Here is a 22,807-nt window from a genome sequence, read left to right as displayed (position 1 = left end):
GTGATTTATTGTAATTTACATACCTTTCATATCATGCATTTCATGAATTTTCATCATTAAACCATGTGGTACGTCATCGTGATCTACTTTAGATACTCTTGAAAATTTATCTGATCCTTTTTCTTTGACTAAAAAAACGAAGTCGCCTTTCTTAACATTAGCATTGCTAGAAGGCAATTCAACATTTTTTTCAATTTTTTCAGTCTGTTCATTTACCATCTTATCAATTGTATGGTCGTTTTTCATATAGCCATAATACGTTTCTTTTTGACCACCTGTCATCATCATGACAACAAGAACGATGCATACAATTAACATGATAGCAATAAGTGCAATACCGATGCCTAAACCCTTTTTATTCTTCATTTTATAGACTCCTTTAAAAAGTTCTATCTCTTTTATACATAAAATACTATTAAATTGCAATAAAATAATAATCTGTATTAAATTGAATTATAATTTAATGACATAAACTACATCAAAGGTGTTAACCAATTAATCAAAAAAAGAGAGTTCAGAACTTGATTAACTCAGTCCTAAACTCTTTATTATAAACAGTTATTTAAATTCTATACAGTAATCGTTACAGGTGTATCGATGTCATCATCATTCATTAACTTGATGGTTTTAGGTACGACTTTGAGCACACATAGATTTGGATCTTCTTTTGAATTAAAGAATGTTTTATCTTGCGTTTCCCATAGCCAGTCAATTACTTTTTGATCTTCAACAATTTCTATATTTGCTTCAATTTCAACAAAGCTATTATTTGTTGTTTCATTGTAACCTAATAAAATATATGCATGAGGATTATTTTTAATTTCTTCAACTTTAGTGCTCTCATTACTTGTCTTCGTATATAAAGTTAATTCATCATTATAAAATACCATATAACGACTATTTGGTTGATTATTATATGCTGTTGATAAGACGCCGACTTTTGAAGTATCTAAGACTTTTTCAATTGATTGAATCACTTGTTGTTTATCCAAAGTTATCATCTCCTTACACTAATTTTAGCCTAAATAATGTTTTTTAAACTTACATCAAAGGTATACTAAGAAGGTTTAATACAAATATATTTCACTTCATCATGTTTTAGCGTTATTTGAAATGCGGCATAATCATTTTCTTGAATCAATAGTTCAGTCTTTGGATGATTACATCTATCTAATTGTTGAATGATATCTTTTTCAATGTAAACATCACGCTTATATTGTGGAATTAAATGTTGTATTGAGCCATGTTCATTATTTAATGTATTTACAATAAATAGGGTGTTTTCTTTAAAGTCATTTTCAAAGATATAGTGTTGTTGGCTATCAGATAAATAACGGTCATTGATTTTATTGAAAAGTATCACATGATAATTCCCATCTTTATAACACATTAAATAATTATTTGATATTTGAAATGACTCATTACTAAATGTAGAAACAAATCGATATAAATGCATGATAGGTAATAAACTACCATGATTATTAAAGAGTGAGATATACATTGGATCTGTTTCTATTAATTTATAGCACACGCCACCACCGTGTCTCATTAACTGATATAGATGACATACGAGATCTGACAATTGAAGTGATTGTGTACCATTATTAGTGTATTTGAAACATTTTAATGATAGGTTGCTATAAATAAACTGAGTTGAAGGTATATTAGATCCCTCTATAAAACGCAAATAATTTTCAAAGTGCGTCGATGAGTGAGTAAAGCCACGTTGTATATCAATAAGCACATTCTTGGTATCAATATTTTCAATATCAACAAAGTAAAAATCAAAGTTCATACGATGCATAATATCATATGTTTCTTGTAATGAACCCAGTTGTTTTAACAAACCATCAACCATTAAACTAAATTTGATAGCACGGTTTTTATTCTTGAGTTTAAGGTGTGCAAGGTGGATATCATGAATGGATATTGTTTCAGTATCAAATACAAGCATAAATTTCACTAATTTTTTATTCCATTTATAATCTCTATTATTTTGTAAGAATATCATGATTAGTTGGTATATCATTTTAAATTCTTGATTATTTTTAATAGTGACAGCTAATCTAATATTTTTTTCAAATAATTTCTCAAAGCAACGATTTAATAAATTTAAATTTGTGTGACGACCTACCATGTCACTCACATCATTAATTAAAATTGCTGGTCTAGGTAAATAGGATAAATCAATATCAAAATAATCATTAAACACAAATTGAAATAATTCATTTATGTTTTGAAAATCTATAAAAGCCGTTGAAAATTGCGTCTGATCTTTAGGATCGTAATTAGCAATATGAATTTGTGTGGTTTCCGTGGTCAAATGATTCGTAAACTCAAATTGTGAAATTAAATTTAAAAAAGATTGACTAACTGAACTTCTTATTAAAATAGAGGGCAGAGGTTCTAATTGATTTAGCATCGTACGAAATTGCTTAGGGCTCGCTTCCAAATGTTTTTTAAATTGATTAGTAAAATTGGTGTGACTACTAAAACCTGATAATTCGGAAATCGTTGTTATAGAGTGATTCGTTGTCATTAGTAATTGTACAGAGTGATTAACTTTTAGACTGGTATAATAATCTTTAAAATTTACATTTAATATGCGAGCAAACAAATTAGAACAATATGATTCTGAAATAAGTGCATGTTGTGCAATATCTAACAAAGATAGATTAGATGTAATGTTATTGTTAATAAACATGACAATATTAGACAGTAACTGATTATCAATAGACATAGTCGGTACATATAATGTTGTGTTTCTAACTACGGCTTCTTTATATAACGTTCTTATAATTTTAGATACTGTTTCACTATCTTGTTCTTCATTATTTGCAAAGTTAGAAAGACATTGCAAAATTTGAGATTTAATAAAATGATTCGACTGCAATAAATAACGGTCAAAGAAACAATTAAAGAAATCATTATCTTCTATATAGAAGTAAGCTATTGGAATTTTTAACTCAATTAAATCTTTAGCATGATTGATATTAAATAAATCACCTTGATTGACTATAGTAATATGGTTTTGAATATCATTCTTTTCACCATTAATAGTAATCGTTAATTCATTTGTTAAAGAGAAATATATAATAATATAATTTATATTACGCGATGGGGCAGTTGTTAAATGTTCATGTAATAGAATAGAATTACTCATGTATGTTGTTCTCCTAGCTTTTATATTTATTGGCTAAATATTACTGTTCAATTGAATTGTGAATAATAAAAGCTATTATAAAATAAAAGTAAGAAAAAATTAATAACTAAAAATAAAAAAAATTTTGCGATTATTTTGTGAAAGCGATAAAAATTTTCTCAAAGAAGCAACTTAAATGAAAAATTGAAAATATAGTGTGACTGATTTGGAAAATTTTAATAGCGTGGTACAACTTAATTTGATGCATAATAAATATAGATTTCGAAACAGAATTGATTAAACATCATTTTCATTAATTTAATTGATGATTCGAAATCTTACATTCATTAGTTCTGTATCAACATCATGAAAAAGCAACATAAAATATTTCCACAATAATAAAAGCTATAATTAAATCATTGAGTTCAAATTCTGCCAACATATTAAAGTTAATGATACAAGTATCAACAACATATTAAAATGATTAAATTCTATATCAATGTTTAGACAAGACAACAAGAATTTTCCATCTTACACAAGTAAAGTAAATTATTTTGTGCGTGATATAGAAATTCAACTCATCTTCATCATGAATTAAACAACTAGAGAGTGAGAATTAATAAATTAAATAATAGTCAGACACCACACCTAAGATTTGCCATTCAACTTAGAATAAGAATATGTATGCGTATTATTAACAGTGGTATTAGCAGTAGCAAGCTAATGTATATTACTAAGGAACCTAACTCCCCCAATTACTAAATCACTGATGTATAAGTAACAGTTTTAATATCTACCATCCTTTAATATACTGATTTTATTATAGGGGTAACATCAAGAATAATATTTTACAGAAAAACAGAATTAATTTTAAAAAAGTTGGGACAACGCATACGTTGTCTCAACTTTTTTTAAAATTTAGCGAATAACAGTAGCATTTTTATTATTATAAGTACTTAATTCAAACATAGTAGGTGCTACTTATTTCCGTGCCAATAAAATTTTCATACTTTAAGTATTCTCATTGGAAATTAAGCAGGGTACTTTTTTGAAGGTAATATACTTCATATTTGTCGGCTAAGTATTTTATAAAAATCAGCAATTCTTTACTTTGAACTTTATCTTGTTTGAAATCAGTTTTTAATTGAGCTGATTTGTTTTTTTCAATTTCATTAGCTTTGTGTTTAAAGTATCCCCACATATGATCGTATGCATTGATTATTGAACCATTGGATGGAGTCGTTTGGAATGCTTCATTGATAGCGAGTTGAACTTCATTTAAAGTTGGAGATTGCTTAAGTAATTCACGAATATAATTATAATGCTGTTGACTATGGTACAAGACATTATACTTTTCTTCTCTCCATAACTTTTCAATATAGCCACGTTCTTTCATCAAATACCGCCTCGCTCACTTATTTTATAAGTTTTAATATGTTTTTCCCAGAAACTTAGATTACAAATCTAAAATATGAATAATTGGTGAAGATAAAAAAGGTTATTGCGTTATTTTTTGGAACCGGTTACAATAAAATTAATGAATAGAACCGGTTCCATTCAATAGGAGGGAAATTTAATGAACTATAAAAAGTCGGCTGAAGAAATTCTTGAAGCTATAGGTGGGGAAGATAATTTAGATGCGATGGCCCATTGCGCCACAAGATTGAGACTCGTACTTAATGATGAAAGTAAAGTAGATGAGGACACTTTATCGAAGATGGATGTTGTTAAAGGTACATTTTCAACTGGCGGTCAATATCAAATCATTATTGGTTCAGGTACAGTCAATAAAGTATTTAATGAACTTGAAAAAATAACAGGGAAAGAGGCTTCTACAACAGCGGATGTTAAAGATAAATCTGCTCGAAACATGAATCCATTACAACGATTCGTTAAAATGCTATCAGATATATTTGTTCCTATTATTCCAGCCATTGTTGCTGGTGGGTTATTAATGGGAATTAATAATATTCTAACTGCACCAGATCTCTTTTATGATAATAAGTCTTTAATAGATGTTCATAGTCAGTTTGCTGGATTAGCAGATATGATTAACATCTTTGCAAATGCACCATTTACGTTATTACCAATATTAATTGGATTTAGTGCTGCGAAACGATTTGGAGGTAATCCATTCTTAGGTGCAGCTTTAGGAATGATTTTAGTACATCCATCATTAATGAGCGCATACGATTTTCCTAAGGCTGTAGAAGCGGGTAAAGCAATTCCACATTGGGACTTATTTGGTTTACATATTAATCAAGTGGGTTATCAAGGACAGGTGTTACCAATGTTGGTGGCAGCATATATTTTAGCAACTATTGAAAAGTGGTTACGTAAGGTTATACCAACTGTATTAGATAATTTATTAACACCATTATTATCTATTTTAGTTACGGCATTTCTAACATTTTTATTTGTAGGACCATTAACAAGACAGCTTGGTTATTGGTTATCAGACGGATTAACATGGTTATATGAATTTGGTGGTGCAATTGGTGGGTTTATCTTCGGTTTATTCTATGCGCCAATTGTTATAACAGGTATGCACCATAGCTTTATCGCTGTTGAAACAACATTAATCGCTGATCAAGCAAAAACGGGAGGTTCATTTATCTTCCCAATTGCAACAATGTCTAACGTAGCACAAGGTGGTGCAGCATTAGCAGCATTTATCATTATTAAAAATAACAAAAAATTAAAAGGTGTTGCATCTGCAGCTGGTGTATCAGCGCTATTAGGTATTACAGAACCAGCAATGTTTGGTGTAAATCTTAAATTAAGATATCCATTTATAGGTGCAATCATTGGATCGGCTATTGGATCAGCTTATATCTCATTCTTTAAAGTTAAAGCCATCGCTTTAGGTACAGCTGGCCTACCAGGCTTTATTTCTATTAATCCAGTACATGCTGGGTGGTTGCATTACTTTATTGGCATGCTCATTGCTTTTATTGTCTCTGTAGCTATTACTTTAGTCTTATCTCGACGCAAAGCTTATCAAGCAGCAGCTGAATAAACAAAAATAAGGGGTGGAACAGAAATAATATTTTCCAAAATTCATTTCGTTTTATCCCCAGCTTGCTTAGCTTGTAGAATTTCTTAATGAAATTCTCTTTGCTGGGGCCCCGCACCCCAACTTGCTTAGCTTGTAGAATTTCTTTAGGAAATTCTCTTTGTTGGGGGTCCCGCCCCTCGGCAAGGTTGACTAAAATAAAAAAGTTTGTTAAAAGTGCATTTTTAAATCAGTCAACAACTGCCAATATATATTTTTAGCCTGAGTCATTGATTATGCCCCAGGCTTTTTTGTATCTATTATAATTATAATTTTTGTTTTCTCCATAAGAAGATACTTATTATAGTCACGAGAATGAGTGAAATTCCTACGATGAAGAGCCATGATGAATAACTTTTCTCATCGAGTGGAAGCGGAACGTTCATACCGAAGAAACTAAACACAAGTGTTGGTAATGTGAGTAATACTGTAAATAATGTAAGTGTCTTCATAATATTATTCATTTCATTAGATAACAATGAGGAATACGAAGTCGTAATACTCTCTAAAATGCCAGTATATAATTCTGTCGTTTCAATCGCTTGGTTATTTTCAATCACTAAATCTTCTAATAAATCTTCATCTTCTTCAAAGCGTTTTATGGCAGGTAAACGGAATAGTTTTTTAATAATTGTATCATTCCCTTTTAAAGCAGCTAGAAAGTATACCAAACTTTTTTCAACTTCCATTAATTTGTATAGCTGTTTATTGGTAATATTATTTTTTAGTTCACGTTCAATGCGGATTCGTGATTTATTTAAAAGTCTTAAATTTCTGTTGTAGTGGTTTGAAATAGTTAATAAAATATCTAGCGCAAAGCGACTATGAAAATTTAAATTAACATCATCTTGTCGTGCATAATTCTCTAAGAATTCATTTTCAGCATCACAGATTGTCAAAATAAGTCCTTTTCCGATAACAATTCCTAATGGGATTGTAACGAAAGATAAGACGCGACGGTGCGTAGAACTTACAATAGGTAAGTCGATAATGATAAGGGAATAGCCTGTATCGTCATCATATTCAATACGTGCGCTTTCATCAGCATCTAATGGATCTCGAATAAAATCCTCGGGCAAATTATATGTTTCAATTAATTGTTCAATTTCTTCTCTTTCAGGTTCTACAACATTAATCCATGATGCAGAGTGATCTAGAGTTGTTTCAACGATGTCATTGTTAGTTGAATGTTTATATGCAGTTAGCATGGTTAATGATTCCTTTCATATTCATTTAGTCTCAGTTGGATTGGGTACGTTCATAATGATTTTGAATCATAATACGTAATTGACCGTTATAAATAATATTAAAAATATACTTTGTTAAATCATTTACAGAAATACGACTATCGTCTTGTACCCAATATTTGATGATTGAAATAGTAGCACCTGAAACATAACTATGAAAATACATTTCAGGTATACCATCTATCTCATGGTCAATACTAATATATTTTTGCATATTTTCTTTCATTAAGGAATGAATTTTTTCTTCAAGTCTACTTTTACGTTCTAATTGAAGAATCGTATGGTAAAAGTCCATATTATCGGAGATATGTTGTAATACTTTGGTCAAAATATTATTAATAAAATCATCAGCTGTATTTTCTGGTGTACTAGTGTCGAGTTGATTAAATTGAGTTGATGGCCAAATTTGTGAAATGCATTCATCTTCCATATCAGTTAATAACATGTATTTATCTTCATAATGTAAATAAAATGTACCACGATTAATATCTGCTTGATTTGAAATATCTTGAACAGTGATTTTGTCGAGGTCTTTCTTTTTTAAAAGGTCTGTAAATGCACGTTTAATAGCTGATTTTGTCTTTCTTATTCTCCTGTCTTCCTTCATTAAATATCGACCTCCTAATAGTAAATAGACAAAAATTTACAATCTGTTCAATAATGTAAGGTATTTGAATAATTGATTATTGTTTATTTTTGACTATCTCATTATAATTTACAAGGTATTAAATATTCAACACATTGTTCAATAAATTTTAGGAGGTTAGATTTCATGAATATTTTTAAAAGCAAACTATTATGGCTTGCACCTATTGCAGCGATATTATTATTAGTTATATTCTCTTTGGCTTTTTATCCAGCGTTTAATCCAAAACCAAAAAAATACCAATAGCCGTTGTAAACAATGATAAAGGTGTAGACATTCAAGGTAATAAAGTAAATATCGGGAAAAAATTGAAGATAAATTAATGGATAGTGATTCTGATACTGTTAAGTGGGTTAAAGTTGATAAAGAATCAGATATTAAAAAAGGTCTTAAAGATGAAAAATACTATGGGGTAGCTATTTTTAACAAAGACTTTTCAAAAAATGCAATGAGTAAAACGCAAAAAGTAGTAATGGATAGTAAAAAAGCAGAAATGAAGGAAAAAGTTGAATCTGGTGAAATTCCAGCCTTCTTGATGGTAGTTCTAATGGGAGTAACTGGTTTAGTCGTTAATTTATTCTTAGCAACATATGGTAACTATGCGATAGCAAGTTACGGCATCTCATTTAGACTTGTTCAATTCCCAGAACTAATCATAATGGGACTTTCAGAAGGTGTTGTACCTCTAATTGCATATAATTTCGTATCTAATAAAACAAAAATGAAAGATACCATTAAAGTGGTCATCGTGTCTATTGCTGTTATATTTACAGTTTGCATGACTGTCGTTCTTGTAGCCGGACATTCAATTGTTCAATTATTTAGTACTGATCCTCAAATTGTTATTCTAGCTACATTTATTTTAAAAGTGACTATGACATCATTACTTCTAAATGGCATTGGATTTTTATTTACTGGCATGCTGCAAGCTACTGGACAGGGTCGTGGGGCTATAATAATGGCAATCGCACAAGGAATAGTTATTATTCCAGTTTTATTTGTCTTAAATAGCTTATTTGTCTTAAGTGGTGTCATTTGGTCATTATTAATAGCTGAAACAGTATGTGCATTTTTAGCTATGTTTATTGTGTATTCATTAAGAAATCGATTAACAGTTGATAAAGCAACTTTAATTGAAGCGGAATAACATAGGATAGTGGCTTTAGCCCGAAAAACTACTGGCTAAATGAATTGAAACCGTCAATAGTACTAACAATAAGTTATTTATAATCTATAATTTTATAAATTGGGTAAGCGAGGGGATGAAATGATATCGATTTCAGTCTCGCTTTTATTTTTGGATAAAAAGTGGCAAATTAGAATAATTATTGTTAAATAGCACGCATTATTTTATCATAAGTAAATGAGCAAAATTTTATGGGAGGACGTCAATGGTGAATTTACAGCGAAGTTCTAAAGTAGCTTTGGCATTGATAATGATGTTTTTATTATTGTTAATTCCGATACTTCATAATGTCGCATCTGCGCATGCAACTTTGGAAAAAACTACACCACCACAAAATGGGGTTATATCGAAAGCGCCTGATACGATAGAGTTAACATTTAATGAACCCGTTAACGCTGAATACTCAGGCATCACAATATATAATGATAAAGGTAATAAAGTAGGGGATATAGATCCTACAACAACCGGACATTCTAAGACACTTACATTTCCTACTGATAAAGTTCAACAAGGGACACAGAAATTAGAATGGCATACAGTATCTGCTGACGGTCATGAGATTAGTGATCGTTTTGAGTTCTCAGTAGGTAAGAAGACAGCTAACGGAGTTGATACATCTCCAGCATTTTACGAAACACCTAATTTCTGGTTTGGATTATTCAGATACATAGCTGAAGGTGCAACGATTATTCTTGTAGGTCTATATTGGTTAAATGGTATTGCACGACGTAATAACCTATCTACATTCGATGTATTTCCTAGACATGTTGCAGTGTCTTTAATAATGATGATGGCATACTTGATGTCACTTGTACTTTATTTGATGACATTGTCTTCGGATGTATTAGATGCAATATTATCCCTTGAGCCTAGTGCAATAACACAATTCCCTTACATATTAAGTGCCATTGCTTTAATTGTTTTAAGTGGTTTATTCGTCTTAAGAAACATGGAGAAATCATGGTACTGGATTGTATCTATTGCAATGATTCTAGCTATAAGTATGTCAGGACATGCATGGTCACAAAGCGTACCATTATGGTCTATCATACTAAGAACACTACATTTAATAGGTACTAGTTTATGGTTAGGTGCATTAAGCTATTTATTGATTTCAGTATTTACACGTAAAAAAGATGCCGTAGATTTATTGCGAGAAATATTATTTAAAGTTAATGCTGCTGCGGTAGCAATAATCATTATTTCAGGTGTATTAATGTCTATTGATCAAACGAAGATTTTGTCAATTTGGACAAATATGCAAACTTGGACGGTATTCTTATTATTTAAAGTTTTTGGTACTTTAATAATGATGTTATTGGGATTATTGCAAACAACACGTGCACTCAATAAACGTAATAGAGTAAATAAATCTTCATTAATTATAGAAGTTTTAATTGGTATATTACTTATTTTAGTCGGAGTAATTATGAGCCAAATCAGTATTCCATAGAAGGAGAAAAAAGATGATAAAAAAATTATTAGCTACAAGTTTCATACTCTTTTTTACATTAGGTTTCTTTAAAGTAGCAGATGCGCATGTTACTTTAAACCCAAAAGCAGTTGACCCAGAATCTTATGAAAAAGTAGATGTTAGAGTTCCTGTAGAACAAAAAGATCATACTGAAAAAGTAGAATTAGAAGTTCCAAAAGAAGTTCAAGTTGTTAATATACAACCAGTAGAGGGCTATAAGTATAAATTAGATAAAGATAAAAAAGGTAACATTACTAAAATTATTTGGACTGCTAAAGGTAAAGGTATTGGGCCAGATGAATTTATGGATTTTCCAATTGTTGTAGCCAGCCCTAAAGATGAAGGCAAGTATGCATTTAAAGCAATTCAAACCTATGATAACGATGATAAAGTTAAATGGACTGGAAAAGAAAATAGTGAACACCCAGCGCCTACGTTAGAAGTTAAAAAGAATGCTAATGCAGTAGATGTAAAAGATGAAAAATCAAAAGATACTGCTAGTGAACAAACTTCTTCAAGCGGTTCAATTGCTTTATGGATCGTGTCAATCATCGCAATTATATTATCATTAGTCGCATTATTTAAACATTCAAGAAATAAATAATATTACGAGTGAGGCTAGGACCAAGTCTCTTTGTAAATAGGCATAACTTATTTAACTGAGTTGAATTGTATATTAAGTTTGACTCAGTTAAAGTACCTCACTCTCATAATTCTATTTATTAACAAGTGACTCAATATTACAAATATTGTCACTGTAAAGTTGATGATAATAAATTATAATAATAATGTGAGGGAGGCATTGTTTATGCGACGATTACTATATGCATTTTTGGTCTATATGATCTTGGGACTTTTCAGCGGATTCTATTATAGAGAATTGACAAAAGCACATCATTTTACGGGTGATACACAATTATCTATTGTACATACGCATACACTTATTTTAGGTATGTTTATGTTTTTAATACTGATACCATTAGAAAAAGTATTTAAATTAAGTAGTTACTATTTATTTAACTGGTTCTTCATCGTTTATAACATTAGTGTTATAGCAACCATTGGTATGATGGTAACGAAAGGAACGTTCCAAGTATTAGGAAAAAGTTTTTCTCCAGAAGCATTTGCTGGATTTGCAGGTATTGGTCATACAGGAATGCTAGCAGGATTATTATTGTTATTTTTCTTAATTCGACAAGCAGCACTCAAAGAACCAAGAGATTAATTGATTTGAAGTGAGACTTTTCATTTTTAATAGCACAATCGTGTTATTGATGAAAAGTCTTTTTTTAGCTAATAAAAGTAGAATTGCAATTAAAATATGATTTTCTTCAATAATATATGCACATATAGTATAATTAAGGCAAAACAATGATAATAATTATCATTCGAAACGGGACATAATCTTGGGAGGATTTACAATGCAAGATGTAACTATTATTGGTGGTGGACCTGCTGGATTATTTGCGAGTTTCTATGCTGGTTTACGAGGAATGTCTGTGCGAATCATTGACGTACAAGATAAATTAGGTGGAAAGATGCAAATCTATCCAGAAAAGATTATTTGGGATATTGGTGGTGTAGCGCCTAAACCTTGCAATGAAATCATTAAAGATATGATTAACCAAGGCTTACATTTTAACCCTAAAGTTAATTTGAACGAACGTGTAACAGATATACGCAAAATAGAAGAAAGACACTTTGAAGTAGAAACAGATAGCGGAAAAATTTATGACTCAAAAGCTGTAATATTTGCTGTCGGCGGAGGGATTATTAATCCTAAGCCTCTTCAAATTAAAGATGCAGAGCGTTATCGTTTAACAAATTTACATTATGTTGTGCAATCTTTCTCAAAATTTAAGGGAAAAGATATTCTAATTTCTGGTGGGGGTAACACTGCTTTAGATTGGGCAAGAGATTTAGCTAATATTGCAAATTCGATTACACTTGTTTATAGAAAATCAGACATTAAAGGCTATGAAGCAATGATAAGTGTACTTAAAGCGTTAAATGTGAACCTGTTGCCTAAAACACAAATTAAAGAGTTAATAGGTGACAATAAATGTAAATGTATTAAAGAAGTAAAACTTGAAAATATTGAGACTGGAGAAGTTACGACACAAGCGTTTGATGATGTTATTGTTAGTCATGGTTTTGATCATGAGAATCCACTACTTAAAGACTGTACATCTAAACTTGATTTATACGATGAATATCGTGTTAAAGGCTTTGGCAACACGTCAACAAATATTCCTGGCATCTTTGCTTGTGGGGATATCGTACATCATGATGCTAAAGTACACCTCATTGCTAGCGCGTTTAGTGATGCTGGAAATGCAGCAAACTTAGCTAAAACTTACATTGACCCTGATGCATACAAAGAAGGATATGTTTCAAGTCACAATGATGTATTCAAAGAATCAAATAAAAAAGTTATTAATCAATATTTATGAGATTATATTAAGGGGATAGAAAATAATGATTAGATATTCTAATGAGCCACCAGAGGCTCAAGCGTATTGTGACTTAAGAGTTAAAGCAGGAATGAGCCCTAAATCAGAAACTGCAGCTCGAAACGGTTTACCAAATGGCTGTTTCAATATTACGATTTATGAAAATCAACAATTGATTGGAATGGGCAGAGTTATAGGTGATGGTGGAACGACATTTCAAATTGTAGATATAGCCGTTGATCCAGATTATCAAGGACAAGGCTATGGTAGGCTTATTTTGAAAAAAATAATGGCATATATTAATTCCGTAGCTGAAAAGGGAACTTATGTTAGTTTGATAGCAGACTATCCAGCTGACAAACTATACGAAAAATTTGGATTCAAGACTACTGAGCCAAAATCAGGTGGCATGTATATCGTGTTTTAATTAAAAAAACCACTAGGACAAATCGAAATCATAGAAAAACATGTTTTTATATTGTTTCATTCTATGATATTGAGACTGGATTGTCCTAGTGTTTTTTTCGATTTAACTATGCATCAAAATCAATAATAATACGACCGAAATTATCGTGGTTTAAAACAGTTGAGATCGCATCTGGTAATTCTGAAAATGAAATGACTTTTTTAATATCATGAAGTTTGTCAGATTTTAAGTCAGTTGCTAAACGTCTCCAAACACGTTCACGTAATTTCATTGGTGTGAATACAGAATCTATACCAACTAGACTTACGCCTCTTAAAATAAATGGATAGACAGTTGTATCAAAAGAAACACCACCTGTTAAGCCAATTAGTGCGACACCACCATTATTATCTATACGATTAGTGACAAAAGGTGTTCCATTTCCTCCAATAGGGTCAATGGCAGCTTGCCAAGTTCTTGAACCTAATGGCTTTTCATCATTATCTGTAATACGATCAATAATTTCATTCGCCCCTAAAGCTTCTAGTTTGTCACCCGCATGTTTGTTTCCTGTACTAGCAACTACTTTATATCCTAAATTAGAAAGCATAAGCACTGCCAATGCGCCTACACCACCAGATGCGCCACGTACAAGTACTTTGCCGCCCTCCAGTGTCATGAAACCAGCTTTTTCCAATTTTTCAATAGCTAAACCGGCAGTATAGCCTGCTGTACCATAAATCATAGCTTCTTCTAAAGTCATATTATCAGGCAATTTAACTACCCAATCGGAATTTACACGTGCGTATTCACTAAATCCTCCATAATGACTTACACCCATATCATAGCTTGTTACAATGACTTCTTCACCTTCATTAATTGTTGGATCTTCTGATTCAACAACGGTACCAGCTAAATCTATACCAGGAACCATAGGATAAGATTTAAGGATTTGATTATTATCCGTTGTAGCTAATGCGTCTTTATAATTAATACCTGAATAATGAACTTTGATTAAGACTTCACCTTCAGGTAAATCATCAGTTGTTAACTGAGTAAAGTCACTATTAACGCTTCCATCGTTGTTTTTATCCACTAAAAAAGCTTTAAATTGATTACTCATATTATGTGACTCCTTTATATATTGTATTAGTGCTTATTTTATACCCTTAATAAACCAATTGTATGCTTTAAAGCCTTATAAATATAAGGTAAATTAAAAGTCTCTTGGCTTCAAAAAATAAAAAAATTTTTATTTAAAAATGTATTTGAATTGTTATTGACACTTTATTGGGCTAAACCTATAATAAATTTGATAATGATTATCAATTGAAAAAATAAAAGTGTTTATATGAATATAAAAGACGACATAACAACGATATTAAGTTGGTGTTAAATATGATGTATACATAATTACACGATTCATCTTCAAATGATAATCTTCTAAACTATATTGAGGTGAATACATAATGAAAAAATTACCAACTATTTTATTAGCATCTTCTTTATTTTTAGCGGCTTGTGGCAACAATAGTCATAGTGACGATAATAGTAATAAAGATAAGCAATCGCAGAGTAGTAAAGGGGATAACAAAGTAGCTTTACAAAAAGCAACTAAAGAATATGAGAAGTATACAGATGGTCAACTTGATAAATTTTTGGATGGAACTGAAAAATTTGTTGCAGCTATAAAAGCAGATGATATGGATAAAGCGAAAGAATTATATCCTAAAGTACGTATGTATTATGAAAGATCAGAACCTGTTGCGGAAGCTTTTGGTGATTTAGATCCTAAGATTGATGCTCGTTTAGCAGATATGAAAGAAGAGAAAAAAGAAGATCAATGGACAGGTTATCATAAGATTGAGAAATCACTTTATCAAGATAATAAAATAGATGAAACAACTAAAAAAGATGCTGATCAATTATTAAAAGATGCTAAAGAATTAGATGCGAAAGCAGATACTTTAGATATTACTCCTAAATTAATGTTACAAGGATCAGTTGATTTATTAAATGAAGTTTCAACTTCAAAAATTACAGGTGAAGAAGAGATTTACTCACATACAGACTTATACGATTTTAAAGCTAATATCGAAGGTGCACAAAAAATCTACGAATTGTTTAAACCTGAGTTAAATAAAAAAGATAAAAAATTAAGTGCTGATATTCAAAAGAACTTTGATAAAGTTAACCAACTATTAGACAAGTATAAAGACGGTGACGGCTTCAAAGATTATAGTGCAGTTACTAAAGAAGATAGAAAAGCTCTATCAGATGCTGTAAATTCACTTGGTGAACCACTAAGTAAAATGGCTGTGGTTACAGAATGAGTAAAGTAGATCATAATCAAAGTGACCAAGTATCTCGTCGCTCTTTTCTAAAAATGTTAGGAATAGGTGGCGCTGGTGTGGTTATCGGTGCTAGTGGCGCAGGCAGTATTTTTTCATTTAAATCGATGTTCGATACACCTGAGAATGAAGATAAAGATGCATTTGAATTTTATGGACGTGTACAAGCAGGTATTACAACACCGACACAAAAAAATTGTAACTTCGTTGCATTAGAGTTAAAGACTAAAGATAAACAAGCGATTAAAGACATGTTTAAGAAGTGGACGCAAATGTCAGTCAATATGACTGATGGTGCACCTGCTGAAAAAGATAGTCAAAATGTATTATTACCCCCTGTTGATACTGGAGAATCAATTGGATTAGGTGCTAGTAAATTAACATTGACATACGGTATTAGTAAATCATTTTTGAAAAAGATTGGTATGTCATCAAAAATCCCATCTGGATTTAAAGATTTACCACATTTTCCTAATGACCAATTAGATGATGAATACAGTGATGGAGATATCATGATTCAAGCGTGTTCAAATGATCCACAAGTAACATTCCATGCGATTCACAACTTAATTCGATCATTTAGAGATGTTGTTAAAATGAAATGGTCACAAAATGGTTTTGTCTCTGGCAAACTAGAAGAAACGCCTAGAAATTTAATGGCATTTAAAGATGGTACAGTTAATCCTCGCAAAAATAACGAGCTTAAAAAGTATGTCTTCATTGACGACGGTTGGGCTAAAAATGGAACGTATTGCATTATTCGACGCATTCAAATTCATATAGAAACATGGGACCGTACATCATTAGAAGAGCAAGAAGCTACTTTCGGACGTAAACGAGCATCCGGAGCACCATTAACCGGTAAAAAAGAATTCGACAATATAGATTTAGACGCTAAAGATAGTAGTGGTCAATATGTTATCGATCCAAATGCGCATGCGCGTCTAGCACATGAAGTGAAAACATCAATCAAACGACGTGCATATAATTATAATGATGGAACAAATGCCAAAACGGGGGCGTTGGAAACAGGATTAATGTTTATTTGTTTCCAAAAATCAACTCAACAATTTATCGATATTCAAAACAATTTAGGACACAGTGATAAGTTAAATGAATATATTACGCATCGAGGTTCTGCATCCTTCCTTGTGTTACCAGGTGTAAAAAAGGGAGGCTATATCGGTGAAACCTTATTTAACTAAATTAGTCGTTGCGCTAGTCCTTATTCTCACGGTTATTAGAATTGTCTCAGCACATCAAGTAAATGCTGCAGATGATAGCAAAATAAGTGATGTGTATGTAGCGATAACTGATGCAAAATCAACTATAGAAGATAAAGATAAAAGTAATAAAGAAAAACAAAGTGCACTTGCTGATATTAAAGAAAAAGTAAAATCTTTACATATTAAAGATAACAAAGAAGGTAAAGACGTAAAGTCAAAACTTGAAGCGGTAGATAAAGCCTCTTCAATGAATGCTAAAGCTGATAAATTATCACAATTAACTAAATCATTAATCGCTTATGAAGATGCAGTTTCTACCAAAGATATCAGTGGTGAAATTAAAACATTGAAGCAACAAGTTGCTGCAAAAGATGATCCTATTAAAAAAGCAATCAAAAGTAAAAATGAGTCAGAGCTACAATCTATTAACAATAGTTTAAATCAAATTTGGACGACTCATGAAACAGCCATAAGAAATTATGATGAAGGTGAATATGGACAAATTGAAGTGAACTTAATGCAACTACGTGTTGCTATCCAAAAAGAACCTTTAGATACTAAGAAAGTTGACAATGCCTGGACAACCTTCAAATCAAGTATTGATACGGTCGATCAAAAACAATCCAGCTCGGATAATGATAAATATAAAGTAACGCAACTAAATGATGAGTTAAATAAAGCGATTAAAGGGATAGAAGATAATAATTTAGATCAAACTGATGCGGCATTATCTAAATTTGTTCAAATTTGGCCATATGTTGAAGGGAAAATTCAAACAAAAAACGGTTCATTATATACTACAATTGAAGATAAAATACCGTATTATCAAAGTATTCTAGACCAGAGTAACAAAGATCGCGTTAAAGACGGATTAAAAGACATTAACAATGATATCAAAGACACTGTTGGTCAAGACGGTTATACATTTGTAGATGTTATGATTATCTTTTTACGTGAAGGTTTAGAGGTATTGTTGGTCATTATGACATTAACTACAATGACACGTAATGTTAAAGATAATAAAGGTACAGCTAGTGTTATCGGTGGTTCAATATTAGGCTTAATACTAAGTATTACGTTAGCAGTTGTATTCATACAAACGCTAGGCAATAATGGATTACTACGAGAGGGAATGGAAGCAACACTAGGAATAATTGCAGTGGTTCTAATGTATATCGTTGGTATTTGGATGCATAGACGATCAAGTGCAAAACGTTGGAATGATATGATTCAAAATATGTATCAAAACGCTATTAGTAACGGTAATCTAGTATTGTTAGGTACAATTGGATTGATTTCTGTTTTACGTGAAGGTGTAGAAGTGATTATTTTCTACATGGGTATGATAGGCAGTATTACAACAATGGACTTCGTCATTGGTATTGCTTTAGCGATTGTAATTTTAATTATCTTCGCATTATTATTTAGATTTATAGTGAAACTTATTCCAATTTATTACATCTTTAGAGTACTTTCAATTTTAATTTTTATTATGGCATTCAAAATGCTTGGTGTAAGTGTTCAAAAACTACAATTGTTAGGCACACTTCCACAACATGGTATTGAAGGTTTACCTACAATTGGTTTTATAGGATTTTATCCTAATATTGAGTCAATAGTAGCTCAATTAATATATATAGTGTTCATTGTGTTCTTCATTTTAAAAAATCGCCAAAACAAACAAAAGAATACTAATCCAAACTAATTATCATGAATAGTAAAATAAAACCTCGAGACTTGTGAGGATAACAAGTACTCGAGGTTTATTAGTTATTATGATCGTTGTGAAATTCTTGCGATAAACATACTGAATTCAAATAAAATAATCAAAGGCAATGTTAATAATAAATTCAAAGTAATATCTGGTGGGGCAATAATACTCGCCACTACAAAACAACCAAAATAAATATACTTACGATAGTGTTTTAGTTCATTAACATTGATTAAGTCAAATTTAGCTAGACCCATAAATAATGTTGGGAGTTGAAAAAGAACACCAAAAATTAGCAACCATCGTATTAACTCATGCAAATAGGCTTTAAAACCAATAACAGGCTCAATACTTAAAACTTCAGATAATGTTAAAGAGAAATTTATAATTAATGGAAATCCTATAAAAAACGCAAATGCTACTCCAATTATAAATAACAGTGCACACCATAAGCTATATTTAATAATAAATCCCCGTTCATTAACATGGAGGCCAGGTGCAATAAAAGCCCATAATTGGTAAAACATAATAGGTATAATTAAACACAACGCTACAAAGAAGATAATCATAATGTAAATCTGAATCATTTCAGTAAATGAAAATGCATGTAGTGTTACATGTGCACGTTTAATATAGTGTATAAATGGTTTCATCCACCAATGTGATGATACATATACGATTATCGTTGCAACAATAAAAGCGATGAACACTTTGACGAGACGCGATCGTAGTTCATCAAAGTGTCCTAGAAGTGTATTACTATTTAATGTGTTCTCGTTGTTGTTTTGACTCTTTACTGGGAGTATCATGACTTTCATCTGTATCTATATTTTCTGCTGCAGATTTAAATTCTTTCAAAGTACTACCAATTGCTCGACCAAATTGTGGTAATTTTTTAGGTCCAAAAATAATTAATGCAATTATGCTAATAACGACTAAACTTGTCGGTCCTGTAATTCCTAATACAAACATATTGATAACCTCACTCATTATTGTTAATAATATCATCTATACTTTATACTTATTGATAAATATTATCAATAGAAATTTGCTCTGTTCATAAATAAAACGAATTTAATGCATAGGGCATGTAAATAGGGAATAAGTTACAAAAAAAAATGGATAATGAGCGGTATTTTAGGAGGTAGGAATGATGAGTGAATATATAACAATGATTGAAAATATGGATGTGAGTGATTTACGACAAATTTCTGAGACAACGTTTTATGACACGTTTGAAGGAGAATATTCAGATGATGATTTTAATCAATTTTTCAAAGAAACCTATAATGAAAAAGTGTTGTTAAATGAATTAAATAATCCTAATTCATTTCATTATTTTTACAAGGTGAATGATCAAATTGCAGGGTATTTAAAACTTAATGTCGGTAATGCTCAAACTGAGCCTAAAGGTGAAGATTATTTGGAGATTCAAAGAATTTATTTCTACAAGACTTATCAAGGTGGAGGAAGAGGACAAAAGTTTATTCAATTGGCTCTTGATAAAGCGAAAGAACTAAATAAAAATAAAGTTTGGTTAGGTGTATGGGAACATAATCAACAAGCATTATCATTCTATAGGAAACACGGCTTTGAAGTCACTGGACAGCATGAATTTATAACAGGTGAAGTAGTCGATATAGATTTAATAATGGAAAGAGAAGTTTAGCTATAGAACGAATAAAGCTTGGTCTAATAAAATAGGGGAGTTGGGGTTCGGGGCCCCATCCCTTGGTAAGGTTGACTAGAATTAAAAAAGCTTGTTACAAGTGCGCTTTTAATTTAGTCAACTACTGCCAATATATATGTAGCCTGAGGCATTGAATTATGTCCCAGGCTATATATTGTTCATTTATTATTGATAATATCTCGCATAAGTTGAGTTAGTCTTTTTAGTGAGGTGTTATTACGGTTCACGAGTTGATGATTTGAAATATCAGTTAATGTATGATGGATTAAGTTATTGTGTAATAAATCTTCATCTGTATACCAAACTTTAGATAAACTTTCCATAACATCATCATAAACACCACGCTCTTGCTGATATGATGAATGATTTGGTGTATAGAGACATATTTTTTTGCCAATAGTTAAAGCATCAAAGATAATTGAAGAATAATCAGTAATTACGACATCAGATATTAATAATAAATCTTGGGTTTCAATATGATTTGGTGCTTCAATTGCACCTTCTGGAAGTGTCATGTCATCCTCTATGTGACCTTTAAAAATGACGTGATATTCTTCTAATAATTCTGGTGAAATCGACATCAATTCAGTTGAATCTTTTGTCGCATGCCATGTTGGTGCATACAATAAAATTGGCTTTGTTCGATCAACATTTAATGCATCTTTAATTTTCTTCTGATGATTTTTATCATTCTGATAATGTAGTAAATAGCTAATTCTTGGATAACCATAAGGTATCATTTGAGTATGTTGAGTAGGGAAGGCTGTTTCAAATAATCCCTCAGCTGATTCAGAATCTGTTAAAAGATAATCTTGTTTGAGCCATTTATTATACTTTCGTGCTTTGTAATTATAAATATTTTTATTTTGATCTGGTTCTTTACTATCTAAGAATAATTTTTTAATTGGGGTTCCATGCCACAATTGAATAACAGTACCATTTGGTTTGAATTCATCAGGAATATAACTTTCAATGACTACAATTTTTGCTGTTTCAATAAGTTCTTTATTATTTTCAGCATCAGTAGGTAAAAAGTATGGTCCACGTCTATCGTTAGTAATGAAATAAGCTTCCGTGGTAGGATTTCTCTTCACAAAATAATTAAATAAATACTTAGAATTGCCTCTATAACCATAATCAAAACCTAAAAAAACAACATGGTTTTTTACTTTTGAAGAATCTTTATCATATACATAGCTTAGATTACGATGTTTTTTTAATGCATGATTTTGCATTTTGTTATATAGCCATTTTGGTAATTTAAACTTAGTTGTAACAAGCCAACTATCCACAAATCGCATTTCTTCTTCTTTACCAGGATATTTGAATTTACTGTAAGGTATAGAGTGACCATGAATGTATGCCAATTTGTTCAAATCAAAATGATTTATTTTTTTAATATCAAAAGTATCTAATGATGCCCAGAAAGCATGGCTAGTTCGACATTCATTGATGAAATTAAAAACGACGTGATTGTCTATATCAATTTCGTCTTTTAAAACAGAAATGACGGCTAAATCCATAATAGATTTAATGTTATACTTAGATAAATGTAATAAAGCACGTTCAATATTGAAAATAATATTAGGATAGTGGTTAATATTTTTCATCCATGATAAAAATGTTAATGTATCTTCACCAAAATAACGACAGTCATTTAAATATAAACCATTTAAAGTATAATCTACTGCTATTGAATTATGTGTTAAGTCTATAGCTTCCAACATATCATGATTGATTTTAATATCATTTGAATAAGGAATGAAATGTGAAAAACCAGCTGATTTGGCTTTGTTTAATTGTAATGCAAGATGGCGCATGTTAGAAATATTTATTTGTTTAATCATCATACATTGTCCTTTAACTCTTAAATTTCTTAAATATATTTTACCATGTGACTAAAAAAAATTCATATTTACAAAAATTACATCATTATATAATTGAAATGTTTGGAAATTTTCGTTGAAAAATAGTGGGATTTTATTTTGTTGAAAATTTAACAAAAATTTTATAAAAAGTACTATATAGTATTGTCATTTAAGTAGAAAGATGGTATATTTTTATTGTGAAAAAGTTCACAAGATATAAATTTGTGAAATCTAGCATTATTAACTTGTCGACAAACTAATAAACAATATAACAATTAGAAGTATAGTCAAACTTCAATTGTCAATATCGCTAGAGTGATCATTAATACAAACTAAAGGAAAGAAGAGTCAG

The 22,807-nt window shown here is 30.7% G+C and carries 20 protein-coding genes and 1 pseudogene; 11 read left to right on the top strand and 10 right to left on the bottom strand.

All coding sequences use genetic code 11. The features are described from left to right. Nucleotides 1-15 precede the first annotated feature (15 nt). From HMPREF3134_RS09825 to HMPREF3134_RS09810, 4 genes are all read right to left on the bottom strand, one after another. The gene (locus HMPREF3134_RS09825) at nucleotides 16-366 is read right to left on the bottom strand and encodes a DUF4889 domain-containing protein (protein WP_053025034.1); all 351 of its coding nucleotides are present in this window, start codon (nucleotides 364-366) and stop codon (nucleotides 16-18) included. 203 nt (nucleotides 367-569) lie between these two features. Then, the gene (locus HMPREF3134_RS09820; RefSeq protein ID WP_370591707.1) at nucleotides 570-1,001 is read right to left on the bottom strand and encodes a pyridoxamine 5'-phosphate oxidase family protein; all 432 of its coding nucleotides are present in this window, start codon (nucleotides 999-1,001) and stop codon (nucleotides 570-572) included. 56 nt (nucleotides 1,002-1,057) lie between these two features. Next, the gene (rsp, locus tag HMPREF3134_RS09815) at nucleotides 1,058-3,163 is read right to left on the bottom strand and encodes an AraC family transcriptional regulator Rsp (RefSeq protein ID WP_070442553.1); all 2,106 of its coding nucleotides are present in this window, start codon (nucleotides 3,161-3,163) and stop codon (nucleotides 1,058-1,060) included. Between the two features lie 1,000 nt (nucleotides 3,164-4,163). Beyond that, complete coding sequence (locus HMPREF3134_RS09810; RefSeq protein ID WP_037550035.1) at nucleotides 4,164-4,538, bottom strand: YbgA family protein; 375 nt, start codon at nucleotides 4,536-4,538, stop codon at nucleotides 4,164-4,166. A gap of 180 nt (nucleotides 4,539-4,718) precedes the next feature. Between HMPREF3134_RS09810 and HMPREF3134_RS09805 the strand changes: the two genes are divergently transcribed. After that, a complete protein-coding gene (locus tag HMPREF3134_RS09805) occupies nucleotides 4,719-6,161 on the top strand; it encodes a sucrose-specific PTS transporter subunit IIBC (RefSeq protein WP_053021456.1) in 1,443 nt (480 codons plus the stop codon). A gap of 302 nt (nucleotides 6,162-6,463) precedes the next feature. On the opposite strand, the gene HMPREF3134_RS09800 is transcribed toward HMPREF3134_RS09805, so the two are convergent. Further along, a complete protein-coding gene (locus HMPREF3134_RS09800; protein WP_070442550.1) occupies nucleotides 6,464-7,405 on the bottom strand; it encodes a magnesium transporter CorA family protein in 942 nt (313 codons plus the stop codon). A gap of 31 nt (nucleotides 7,406-7,436) precedes the next feature. Then, complete coding sequence (locus tag HMPREF3134_RS09795; RefSeq protein ID WP_070442547.1) at nucleotides 7,437-8,051, bottom strand: TetR/AcrR family transcriptional regulator; 615 nt, start codon at nucleotides 8,049-8,051, stop codon at nucleotides 7,437-7,439. 556 nt (nucleotides 8,052-8,607) lie between these two features. On the opposite strand from HMPREF3134_RS09795, the pseudogene HMPREF3134_RS12095 reads away from it, so the two are divergent. The 6 genes and pseudogenes from HMPREF3134_RS12095 to HMPREF3134_RS09760 form a co-directional block, all read left to right on the top strand. Further along, a pseudogene (locus HMPREF3134_RS12095) lies at nucleotides 8,608-9,237 on the top strand (MATE family efflux transporter); the annotation flags it as partial. Nucleotides 9,238-9,481: 244 nt separating this feature from the next. Further along, nucleotides 9,482-10,729, top strand: coding sequence for a copper resistance CopC/CopD family protein (locus HMPREF3134_RS09780; protein WP_070442544.1), 1,248 nt, complete (start codon nucleotides 9,482-9,484; stop codon nucleotides 10,727-10,729). A 13-nt stretch (nucleotides 10,730-10,742) separates the two neighbouring features. Further along, nucleotides 10,743-11,354 carry a YcnI family protein gene (locus HMPREF3134_RS09775; RefSeq protein WP_070442541.1) on the top strand — a complete coding sequence of 204 codons (612 nt, stop codon included), beginning with the start codon at nucleotides 10,743-10,745 and terminating at the stop codon, nucleotides 11,352-11,354. 204 nt (nucleotides 11,355-11,558) lie between these two features. Further along, a complete protein-coding gene (locus HMPREF3134_RS09770; RefSeq protein ID WP_011275005.1) occupies nucleotides 11,559-11,975 on the top strand; it encodes a DUF2871 domain-containing protein in 417 nt (138 codons plus the stop codon). 196 nt (nucleotides 11,976-12,171) lie between these two features. Further along, nucleotides 12,172-13,203 carry an NAD(P)/FAD-dependent oxidoreductase gene (locus HMPREF3134_RS09765; protein ID WP_070442538.1) on the top strand — a complete coding sequence of 344 codons (1,032 nt, stop codon included), beginning with the start codon at nucleotides 12,172-12,174 and terminating at the stop codon, nucleotides 13,201-13,203. Nucleotides 13,204-13,228: 25 nt separating this feature from the next. Further along, nucleotides 13,229-13,630 (top strand): GNAT family N-acetyltransferase, encoded by a 402-nt coding sequence (locus tag HMPREF3134_RS09760; RefSeq protein ID WP_037549998.1) that lies wholly within the window; start codon nucleotides 13,229-13,231, stop codon nucleotides 13,628-13,630. A 106-nt stretch (nucleotides 13,631-13,736) separates the two neighbouring features. Here the strand turns inward: HMPREF3134_RS09760 and HMPREF3134_RS09755 are convergent, their stop codons facing one another. Beyond that, the gene (locus HMPREF3134_RS09755; protein WP_053021444.1) at nucleotides 13,737-14,732 is read right to left on the bottom strand and encodes an acrylyl-CoA reductase family protein; all 996 of its coding nucleotides are present in this window, start codon (nucleotides 14,730-14,732) and stop codon (nucleotides 13,737-13,739) included. Nucleotides 14,733-15,078: 346 nt separating this feature from the next. On the opposite strand from HMPREF3134_RS09755, the gene efeO reads away from it, so the two are divergent. The 3 genes from efeO to HMPREF3134_RS09740 are packed head-to-tail and all read left to right on the top strand — an operon-like array spanning nucleotide 15,079 to nucleotide 18,891. Further along, nucleotides 15,079-15,942 carry an iron uptake system protein EfeO gene (gene efeO / locus HMPREF3134_RS09750; RefSeq protein WP_070442535.1) on the top strand — a complete coding sequence of 288 codons (864 nt, stop codon included), beginning with the start codon at nucleotides 15,079-15,081 and terminating at the stop codon, nucleotides 15,940-15,942. Then, complete coding sequence (gene efeB / locus HMPREF3134_RS09745) at nucleotides 15,939-17,165, top strand: iron uptake transporter deferrochelatase/peroxidase subunit (protein ID WP_070442532.1); 1,227 nt, start codon at nucleotides 15,939-15,941, stop codon at nucleotides 17,163-17,165. Before efeO ends, efeB begins: the two co-directional genes overlap by 4 nt. Beyond that, the gene (locus tag HMPREF3134_RS09740; RefSeq protein WP_070442529.1) at nucleotides 17,146-18,891 is read left to right on the top strand and encodes an FTR1 family protein; all 1,746 of its coding nucleotides are present in this window, start codon (nucleotides 17,146-17,148) and stop codon (nucleotides 18,889-18,891) included. Before efeB ends, HMPREF3134_RS09740 begins: the two co-directional genes overlap by 20 nt. 68 nt (nucleotides 18,892-18,959) lie before the next feature. Here the strand turns inward: HMPREF3134_RS09740 and tatC are convergent, their stop codons facing one another. Both tatC and HMPREF3134_RS09730 read right to left on the bottom strand, forming a co-directional pair. Then, nucleotides 18,960-19,706, bottom strand: a complete 747-nt coding sequence (tatC, locus tag HMPREF3134_RS09735; protein WP_053022222.1) for a twin-arginine translocase subunit TatC — start codon at nucleotides 19,704-19,706, stop codon at nucleotides 18,960-18,962. Beyond that, nucleotides 19,657-19,887: a twin-arginine translocase TatA/TatE family subunit gene (locus tag HMPREF3134_RS09730; RefSeq protein WP_370444502.1), complete on the bottom strand. Its 231-nt coding sequence runs from the start codon at nucleotides 19,885-19,887 to the stop codon at nucleotides 19,657-19,659. The genes tatC and HMPREF3134_RS09730 overlap by 50 nt, the downstream gene beginning before the upstream one ends. Nucleotides 19,888-20,050: 163 nt before the next feature. Here HMPREF3134_RS09730 and HMPREF3134_RS09725 point away from each other — a divergent pair, with 163 nt between their 5' ends. Continuing rightward, complete coding sequence (locus HMPREF3134_RS09725) at nucleotides 20,051-20,566, top strand: GNAT family N-acetyltransferase (RefSeq protein WP_070442526.1); 516 nt, start codon at nucleotides 20,051-20,053, stop codon at nucleotides 20,564-20,566. 179 nt (nucleotides 20,567-20,745) lie between these two features. Here HMPREF3134_RS09725 and HMPREF3134_RS09720 read toward each other — a convergent pair whose 3' ends face one another. After that, nucleotides 20,746-22,434, bottom strand: coding sequence for a CDP-glycerol glycerophosphotransferase family protein (locus HMPREF3134_RS09720; protein WP_070442643.1), 1,689 nt, complete (start codon nucleotides 22,432-22,434; stop codon nucleotides 20,746-20,748). Nucleotides 22,435-22,807: the final 373 nt, after the last annotated feature.

The sequence above is a fragment of the Staphylococcus sp. HMSC14D10 genome (assembly GCF_001808125.1).
Classification (GTDB): Bacteria; Bacillota; Bacilli; order Staphylococcales; family Staphylococcaceae; genus Staphylococcus; species Staphylococcus haemolyticus.
The sequence above is the reverse complement of the archived record's forward strand: the minus strand, read 5'-3'. Positions and strand labels throughout refer to the sequence as shown.